Below are 10,150 nucleotides of genomic sequence, written 5' to 3' on the forward strand. Positions count from 1 at the left end.
ACGGCGCCGGCTGACCAGTCGATGTACGGGGAGGGCTCGTCGACGTGCAGGGTCTGGGGGAGCACCTCGTGCCGCATCGCCTCCACCATTTTGATCACGCCGGCCGCGCCGGCGGCGGCCTGCGCGTGGGCGATGTTCGACTTGAGCGATCCCAGCCACAGCGGCTGGTCGCCGGGCCGGTCCTGGCCGTAGGTGGCCAGCAACGCCTGTGCCTCGATCGGGTCGCCCAGCCGGGTGCCGGTCCCGTGCGCCTCGACCGCGTCCACCTGGGCGCCGGAAAGCCCGGCGTTGGCCAGCGCCTGGCGGATGACGCGCTGCTGGGACGGGCCGTTCGGCGCGGTCAGCCCATTGGACGCGCCATCGGAGTTGACCGCCGAGCCCCGGACCACCGCCAGCACCCGGTGGCCGAGGCGGCGGGCATCGGAGAGCCGTTCCAGGAGCAGCAGGCCCACCCCCTCGCCCCAGCCAACGCCGTCGGCCGCGGCGGCGAACGCCTTGCTCCGGCCGTCCGGTGACAGGGCACGCTGCCGCGAGAGCTCCACCCAGGCGGCCGGTGAGGACATCACCGTCACACCACCTGCCAGCGCGAGGTCGGACTCGCCCGTGCGCAGCGACTGCGCAGCCAGGTGCAGGGCCACCAACGACGAGGAGCAGGCCGTGTCCACGGTCACCGCCGGGCCCTCGAAGCCGAACGTGTAGGAGATCCGGCCCGACGCGACACTGCCCGAGCTGCCGTTGCCGAGGAAGCCCTCAAGCGCGGCGGGCGCCTCATCCAGCCGCGGGGCATAGTCGTGGTACATGACACCGGCGAAGACCCCGGTCCTGCTCCCGCGCAGCGAGGATGGGTCGATACCGGCCCGCTCGAGCGCCTCCCAGGTGGTTTCCAGCAACAGGCGCTGTTGCGGGTCGGTCGCCAACGCCTCGCGTGGGGAGATCTCGAAGAACCCCGCGTCGAAATCCCCGGCGCCGTGCAGGAAGCCGCCGTGGCGCGTGTACGACGTGCCGGTGTGGTCCGGGTCCGGGTCGAACAGTTCCTCGATGTCCCAGCCCCGGTCGGTCGGGAAAGCCGAGACCGCGTCCCCGCCGGCCGCGACCAGCCGCCACAACGCCTCCGGCGAGTCCACCCCGCCGGGAAAGCGGCAGGCCATCCCCACGATCGCGATCTGCTCGTCCGACCCGGGCCCGGACGCGGCGGCCACGGCGGCCACCTGCGACGCGCCATGGGCACCCAGCAGTTCCGATCGCAGGTAGGTGATGACCGCCGCCGACGTTGGATAGTCGAAGGTGAGGGTGGACGGCAGCCGCAGCCCGGTGGCGGCGCCCAGGCGGTTACGGAGTTCGATCGCGGTGAGGGAGTCGAGCCCGAGGTCGGAGAACGCGCGTTCCGCGCTGAGCGCCCGCGTGTCCGCGTGTCCGAGAACAGCGGCCACCTCGGTGCGTACGAGGCCGAGGAGGAAGGCGTCCCGTTCGGATTCCGGAAGGCCGGCGAGGCGTTGCGCGACCGACGACGATCCGGTGACGGCCACCCCGGCCTGGGCGGTCCGCCGCGCGGGCCGGACCAGTCCACGCAGGAGCGGAGCCACCGTCCGCGTCGCCGCGCGAGCGCGCAGGCCCGCGAGGTCGAGCGGGGCCGGCGCCAGGAGCGCGTGGTCGAGGCGCAACGCGGCGTCGAACAGCTCCAGGCCCTCGGCGGAGGACAACGGCTTGATCCCGGTGCGGGCGATCCGGTCGTGGTCACTTTCGGTGAGGTCGCCGGTGATCCCGCTGGCGTTGCCCCACAGGCCCCAGGCGAGCGAGACAGCGGGCAGCCCACCCGCGCGGCGGTAGGCGGCCAGCGCGTCCAGGAACGTGTTGGCCGCGGCGTAGTTCCCCTGGCCTGGGCTGCCGAGAATCCCGGCGGCAGAGGAGAACAGCACGAACGCGGCGAGATCGCTGCCGGCGGTGAGTTCGTGCAGGTTCCAGGCCGCGTCGACCTTGGGGCGCAGTACCCCGTCCACCCGTTGTGGGGTCAGCGATTCGACGACACCGTCGTCGATCACGCCAGCGGTGTGGATGACCGCGGTCAGGGGATGGCCGGCGGGGATCGTGGCGAGGATGCCGGTGAGGGATGCGCGGTCGGCGGCGTCGCCGGCGCGGATGGTGACTGCCGCGCCGAGCCCGGTGAGTTCGGCGTGCAGCTCGCCGGCACCGGGGGCGTCGGCACCCCGTCTGCTGGTCAGAAGCAGATGACGGACACCGTGCTCGGTGACCAGATGCCGCGCGAGCGCGGCGCCCAGCGCCCCGGTACCACCGGTGATCAGTACCGTGCCCGTGGGCTCCCAGGGCGTCCCGTCGAGGTGTTCGCTGCCAGGGTCACCACTGTCGTCGGTGTGGTGACTGTCGCTCTTGGTGGTGGCTGCGGTGGTGGCGCTGAGGGCGGGTACCCGGGCCAGCCGCGGCACGTGCACGGCGCCAGCGCGGACCGCGAGCTGTGGTTCGTCGCTGTCGCCGGCCGTGGCCAGCGCGGCCGGTAGCGCTCGGATGGACCGCTCGTCATCGTCGATGTCGAGCAGGATGATCCGGCCAGGATGTTCGGACTGGGCCGAACGGACCAGGCCCCAGACGGGGGCGGCCGCGAGATCGGGCGTCTCGTTGCCGACGGCTACCGCGCGGTTGGTGACGACGACGAGGCGCGACGACTCACGGCCGGGGTGAGCGAGCCATTCCTGTACCCGGGCGAGCACCTGGTGCGTCGTAGCGTGCGCCGCCCGCGCGACATCCGGGCTTTCGACATTGTCTGGGCGCGACGGCGGGAGGCCCGATACGAAGACCAGCGCGGGTGCGGGTCCAGCCGGCTTCAAGGCCGCAGCGAGGCCGGCGAAGACCCTCGTCTCGGCGCCGGTGTCCTGTAGCACAGCGCGCAGCGCCTGTGCATCGTCTTCGACGACGGCCCACACCGGCCGCAACGGTTGGGATGTCACGGCCACGGCCACCGTCGCCCAGTCGAGGCGGAACAGCGAGTCCTGGCGCGCCGTGCGCGCGGCGCCCAGCTGTTCGGCTGAGACAGGCCGTGACAGCAACGACCCGATGGAGATCACCGGTGCGCCGGTTCCGTCGGCCGCCTGAACGGAGAAGGCCTCGGAACCGGCGTCGGACAGCCGTACCCGCAACGCCGACGCGCCGGAGGAGTACAGGCGCACATCCGTCCATGCGAACGGCAGCCGACTGGATCCCGCCGGAGTGTCATGCGATCCGGCGGCGGCGGCGTGCAGGGCGGCGTCGAGCAGTGCCGGATGCACGCCGAAGGAGGCGGCGTCAGCCTGCAGCTCGTCGGGAAGAGCGACCTCGGCGAAGATTTCCCGGTCGCGTCGCCACGCGGCGCGCAGCCCCTGGAACAGCGGCCCGTACGGCAGGCCCGCCGTTGCCAGATCCTGGTAGATCTCCCCGACGTCGACCGGGTCCGCGCCCTGCGGAGGCCATTCATTCAGAGCGGCGGATGCCGCTGCCGCGCCGGTGCCGAGGAACCCACCGGCGTGCCGGGCCCAGCCGGTGTCCGCGGTGGCGTCCTGCGGCCGCGAGTACACGGTGACCGGACGCCGGCCCGCCTGCTGCTCCGGCGCTCCCACGGCCACCTGCACCTGCACCCCGCCGTGTTCCGGCAGGATCAGCGGCGATTCGATGATCAGCTCTTCCAGAGTGCCGTAGCCGACCTCGTCACCGGCGCGGATCGCCAGTTCTACGAATGCCGTACCTGGAACCACGACTGCCCCGTGCACAACATGATCGGCCAGCCATGGATGTGTCCGCAGCGACAGGCGTCCCGTGAACAGGAACCCGTCGACGTCGGCCAGAGCTACCGCCGCGCCGAGCAGCGGATGCCCAGCCGGCCCCAGACCGAACGCGGAGAGGTCCCCGGTCGCCGGTGACGGGTCGATCCAGAACCGCTGGCGCTGGAAGGCGTACGTCGGCAGTTCCACCCGCCGCGGGTTCAGGCTGGAGAACAGCGCGTGCCAGTCCACGGCGGTGCCGTGGGCGAAGGCGTGGGCCAGCGCGGTGAGGAGCGTGCCGGGTTCCGGGCGGCCGCGGTGCAGTACCGGCGCGAGCACCGGCGCCGGGGCGTCGGTACCGCCGGATTGTCCGGTGAGTGTTTCCCGCGCCATGGCGGTCAGTACGCCGTCCGGGCCGAGCTCGAGGTATGTGGTGACACCGGCGGTTTCCAGCTGGCGGACGACGTCGGCGAACCGGACCGTGTGACGGACGTGGCGCACCCAGTATTCGGCGCTGCCGAGCTCCTCGGCGCTGGCGAGCCGCCCGGTCAGGTTGGACACGACCGGTATCCGCGCTGGATGGTAGGAAAGCCCTTCGGCTACGTGCCGGAACTCCGCCAGCATGCCGTCCATCCGGGACGAGTGGAAGGCGTGGCTGACCCGCAGCCGCCTGGTCTTGCGGCCGGCTTTGTCGAACTCGCGGGCGATGTCGACCGCCAGGCTCTCGTCACCGGAGATGACGACGGAGCGCGGCCCGTTGACCGCCGCGATGTCGACGGTGCCGTCGGTGTTCCGTCCGGCGAGCGCGGTGCGTACCTCGTCTTCCGCCGCCTCAATGGCGATCATCGCGCCGTCGGTGGGAAGGGCCTGCATGAGCCGGGCGCGCGCCGCGACGAGCGCGGCCGCGTCGGCGAGCGACAGCACCCCGGCGACGTGCGCGGCGGTGAGCTCGCCGATGGAGTGTCCGGCGAGATAGTCCGGCCGTACCCCCCACGACTCGAGCAGCCGGAACAGCGCGACCTCGAGCGCGAACAGCGCCGTCTGGGTGTACACGGTCTGGTGCAGCAGGCCGGTGTCCCGCGTCTCGAACACGACGTCGCGGACCGAATGATCCACCCACCCTGCCAGGTGCCGGTCCAGTTCGGTGCTCGCGGCGTCGAACGCGGCCGCGAAGACCGGGTACGCCTCATACAGCTCGCGGCCCATCCCGGGACGCTGGCTGCCCTGTCCGGTGAACAGGAAGGCCAGTGTGCCCACCGTCGTCGCGGAGCCCGCGACCAGCCCCGGCGCGGCCTCGCCGCGGGCCAGGGCGCCGAGGCCGGCCAGGAACCCGTCCCGCCCCTCGGCCACGACCACCGCGCGGTGGTCGAACAGCGCCCGCGTGGTCGCCAGCGAATAGGCCACGTCCACCGGGTTCGGATCGCCCGGGTTCTGATCCCTGTCGCCGGTGATGAAGGAAGCCAGACGCGCGGCCTGCTCGCGCAGCGCGTCCGGAGTCCTGCCGGACAGCACCCACGGCAGCGTCGCGGGCGTCGCATGCGGCGGATCGCCGTTCTCCTCCGCCGGTTCCTCCACGGCCGGGGCCTGCTCGAGGATCACATGCGCGTTGGTGCCGCTCACCCCGAAGGCGGACACCCCGGCGCGGCGGGGCTCACCGGTCCGTGGCCATGGTCGCGGCTCGGTCAGCAGCCGCACGCTGCCGGCTGACCAGTCGACGTGGGGGGAGGGCGCATCAACGTGCAAGGTTTGTGGCAGCAGACCGTGGCGGATGGCCTGGACCGTCTTGATGATGCTTGCGACCCCGGCCGCGGCCTGGGTGTGACCGATGTTCGACTTCAACGACCCCAGCCACAACGGCCGGTCATCGGGGCGGCCCGCACCGTAGACGGCCAGCAGCGCCTGTGCCTCGATGGGGTCGCCGAGGGTGGTGCCGGTCCCGTGGGCCTCGACCGCGTCCACCTGGGCGGGGGACAGTTCCGCGCTGGCCAGGGCGTGGCGGATCACCCGCTGCTGCGCGGGGCCGTTCGGCGCGGTCAGCCCGTTGGACTCGCCGTCCTGGTTCACCGCGGAGCCACGCACCACCGCGAGCACCTGATGCCCGAGGCGCTCGGCATCACTGAGGCGTTCCAGCAGCAGCAGCCCGACGCCTTCGGCCCAGCCGGTCCCGTCCGCCGCCGCGGCGAATGCCTTGCAGCGGCCGTCGGCGGCCAGGCCCCGCTGCCGGGAGAACTCCACGAACCCCTGTGGCGAGGTCATCACTGTCACCCCGCCGGCCAGCGCCAGGCCGCATTCACCCGACCGCAGCGACCCCGCGGCCAGATGCAGCGCTACCAGGGAGGACGAGCAGGCCGTGTCCACGGTTACCGCCGGGCCCTCGAAACCGAAGGTGTAGGCGATCCGGCCTGACGCCACACTGCTCGCGTTGCCGATACTCAGGTAGCCTTCCAGCGCCTCGGGTACCGGATTCAGGCGGGTGGCGTAATCCTGCCCGTTCATGCCGGCGAAGACCCCGGTGTTCGTTCCGCGTAGCGACGCCGGGTCGATACCCGCCCGCTCAAACACCTCCCACGCCGCCTCCAGCAACAACCGGTGCTGTGGATCGGTGGCCGACGCCTCACGCGGCGACATTCCGAAGAACTCGGCGTCGAAATCTGCCACGTCGTGCAGGAAACCACCATGCCGCGTGTAGGACTTGCCCGCCCGCGCCGGGTCCGGGTCGAACAGATCCTCAACATCCCACCCTCGGTCGGTGGGGAAGCTCGATATCGCGTCCTGCCCGGACGCCACCAGCCGCCACAGATCATCCGGAGATTCCACGCCACCCGGCAATCGGCAGGCCATCCCTATGATCGCGATCGGCTCATGCTGTTCCGCCCTGGTCTCCCGGAGGCGCTCACGAGTGTCGTGCAGCTCGGCGGTAACTCGCTTCAGGAGGTATCTGATCTGATCGTCGCTCATCTTTCCGCCTTCTTTGTGTCGGGCGCGGTCAGGAGATCCCGAGTTCGTTTCCGATGAAGCTGATGAGCTCGTCGTCGGTCGCGCTGGAGAGCACATCAGTGATCTCGGTGGTGCCGGAGGAACGGGCACCACGGTTCAATGTCGTTGCCAGTTCCTGGAGGCGGGATGCGGCCGTCTCCCGCTGCGGCGCGTCTGCGGGAAGGGCGGACAGGAGCGCTTCCATGGTGTCGATCGCGGTCAGGACCGCCGGCACCGCCGTGGTGGCTCGGGGCTGTAGTTCCAGGTGCAGGTGATCGACCAGCGTTGTCGGCGAGGGGTAGTCGAACACGAGGGTGGTGGGCAGCCGCAGCCCGGTTGCCGCATTCAGCCGGTTGCGTAGCTCCACCGCCGTGAGCGAGTCGAATCCCTGGTCGCGGAATGTCCGGCCGATGTCGACCGCGTCCGTGCAGGCGTGCCCCTGTACCGCGGCCATCTGGGTACGAACGAGTTGCAGCAGGATCGGCCGCCGCTCCGGCTCGGCCGCGTGCGCCAGCTGCCGGGCCAGGTCGGACGAGCCCGCGTCGCCTGGTTCGGCCGCGTTGCCAGCCGTGCCGCGGAGCATCCGCGCAATCTCAGGGAGTTCTCCCAGGAGCGCGTTCCGCCGGGTCTGGGCGAGCGTTTCCCAGCTGACGTCGCAGACGACCAGGTGGGGCTCGTCGTGGTCGAGAGCCTGCCCGAGCGCGGTGACAGCCAGCTCCGGGGCCATGGGAGAAAGCCCCTGACGGCGGAACTGTTGCTCGACGTCGGGCTCGGCGATACCGCCGCCGTCCCAGTGTCCCCATGCCATTGATGTGGCGACCAGCCCGTGTGCGCGTCGATGGGCGGAAAGGGCATCGAGAAACGCGTTGCCCGGCGCGTAGTTGCCCTGTCCGGAAATACCGTGGACTCCCGCGAGCGACGAGAACAACACGAACGCCGACAGCTCCGTTTCCCTGGTCAGCTCGTGCAGATTCAGAGCGCCCCCGACCTTCACCCGCAACACCCGGTCCATCCGCTCGGTGGTCAGGTTCGCAACCAGGGTGTCGTCCAGCACGGCCGCTGTGTGCACCACCGCGGTCAGTGGGTATGCCGTGGGTATCGAGGCCAGCACGGCCGCGAGCGCGCCACGGTCGGCTACGTCGCACGCGGCGATCGTGACCTTTGCGCCGAGCGCGTTCAGTTCGGCTTCCAGCTCGGCCGAGCCGGGGGCGTCGCGGCCACGACGGCTGATCAACAGTAGGTGTTCCGCTCCGTTGCGGGCGAGCCAGCGCGCGACGTGACCGCCGAGCGCACCGGTCCCACCCGTGATCGCGGCTGTGCCTCGCGGCTGCCAGCGGCGCGCCCTGGGCGCACCGTCCACCGGCGCTCGCACCAGCCGCCGCACGAAGAGCCCGGATCCGCGTACGGCTATCTCGGTCTCGTCGCGCTGGTCGCCGAGCGCGGCGACCAGCTGGGCGCCGATCTGCTCGTCCACGGTCGCGGGCAGGTCGATCACGCCGCCCCAGCGGTCCGGGTGCTCGGCCGCGACGATCCCGCCCAGACCCCAGATGAGCGCCTGAACAGGGCTGGTCACCGGATCCGAAGGGCCGGTCGACACAGCTCCGCTGGTCACGCACCACAGTGGCGCGGTGACGTTCGCATCGTCGAGCGCCTGGATGAGCGCGACGTTCGCGGCGGCTCCCCAGGCGACGGCGGCGTGGCTCGGATGGCGCTCCTCGGCCAGCGACAGCAGCGACAGGACGCCGGCTGTCGCTTCGCCTGGTGGCGTCGGATCATTGAGCGTTTCGCCCAGCAGCTCCACCAGGCGCCGCCGGTCGCAGTCCCGCGCGGTCACCGCGACCTGGCGGGTGTGAACACCCTGCTCGGTCAGCATCCGTCCGACGGACCGCACCCATCCGGTGCCGACATGACTGTCGGGAACCACCAGTAGCCAGCTGCCCGAGAGCGGACGCCTGGCTGTCTCGCGCGCAGCCCGCCAGGTGACGCGGTAGCGCCAGGAGTCGACGGTGGCGTGCACACGGCGCTCGTCCCACCACGACGCCAGGGCCGGCAGCACGGCGCCCAGCGAGGTCTGGAGTTCCTCCTCGCCGATACCCAGCTCGGTTGCCAGCCCATCGAGATCCTGGCGTTCGACGGATTCCCAGAAACGGGCGTCCGCCGAGCTGAGCCCGGCGGACGCCATAGTGGGCTCAGCCGCGGTCCCGGCAGCGTCCAGCCAGTATCGCTGGTGCTGGAAGGCATAGGTCGGCAAGGCGACCCGACGGGGGCGCGGGCCGCTGAACACCGCGTCCCAGTCGATCGCGACACCATGAACGTGAGCGTGGCCGAGTGCTGTGATCATGGTGTCGGGTTCGGAGCGTCCGCGGCGCAGCACCGGAACGAGCGTCGGCGTGTTCTTCCCGGATTGTTCGGTGAGTGATTCCGCCGCCATGGCGGTGAGTACGCCGTCCGGCCCGAGCTCGAGGTAGGTGGTGACACCGAGGGTTTCCAGCCGGCGGACGACGTCGCGGAACCGCACCGCGTGGCGGACGTGGCGTGCCCAGTATCCGGCGCTGCCCAGTTCGTCGGCGGTGGCGACCGCACCGGTGAGGTTGGAGATGACCGGTATCACCGGCGGGGCGTAGGACAGGCCCTCGGCTGCCCGCCGGAAATCGTCGATCATGCCGTTCATATGGGGGGAGTGGAAGGCATGGCTGACCCGCAGCCTCTTGGTCCTCCGGCCCCGGCTTTCGAAGGCGTGGGCGATCTGGAAGGTGTGTTCCTCGTCGCCGGATATGACGATCGATTCGGGCCCGTTGACGGCGGCGATTCCAACGTGGTCTTCATACCCGGCCAGCGCGGGCAGTACGTCCTCTTCGGCCGCCTGGATGGCGATCATCGCGCCACCGGTGGGCAGCGCCTGCATGAGCCGGGCTCGCTCGGCGACGAGCGCGGCCGCGTGGGGAAGGGCCAGGACGCCCGCGACATGTGCCGCGGTGAGCTCGCCGATGGAGTGCCCGGCAAGGAAATCAGGCCGGACACCCCAGGATTCGAGCAGCCGGAACAGCGCGACCTCGACCGCGAACAGCGCCGTCTGGGTGTACACCGTCTGATGCAGGAGGCCGGTGTCCTCGGTTGCGAACACGACGTCGCGAACCGAGCCCTCGACATGCCGGCTCAGTGCTCCGTGGCCCAGGTGCCGGTCCAGTTCGGCGCACACCGTGTCAAAGGCCCGAGCGTATACCGGATAGGTATCGTACAGTTGCCGTCCCATGCCGGTTCGCTGGCTGCCCTGTCCGGTGAACAGGAAAGCCAGCCTGCCCGTTCCGGCGGACGAGCCTGTGACGATGTTCGGTCCCGTCTCGCTGCGGGCGAGGGCATCGAGCCCGGCGGTGAAGCCCTTCGCGTCGGCGGCCACCACCACCGCGCGGTGCTCGAACAGCGCGCGC

The 10,150-nt window shown here is 71.1% G+C and carries 1 protein-coding gene and 1 pseudogene; both read right to left on the reverse strand.

Features of this window, described 5'->3' with window-relative positions; all coding sequences use genetic code 11:
* Nucleotides 1-6,689 (reverse strand): SDR family NAD(P)-dependent oxidoreductase (locus MJ785_RS22050; protein WP_370652974.1); only part of this gene is annotated, 6,689 nt, incomplete at its 3' end.
* A gap of 298 nt (nt 6,690-6,987) precedes the next feature.
* Nucleotides 6,988-10,150: pseudogene (locus tag MJ785_RS17605) on the reverse strand (SDR family NAD(P)-dependent oxidoreductase); the annotation flags it as partial.

It is taken from the genome of Protofrankia sp. CiT1 (assembly GCF_917627335.1).
Lineage (GTDB): Bacteria > Actinomycetota > Actinomycetes > Frankiales > Frankiaceae > Protofrankia.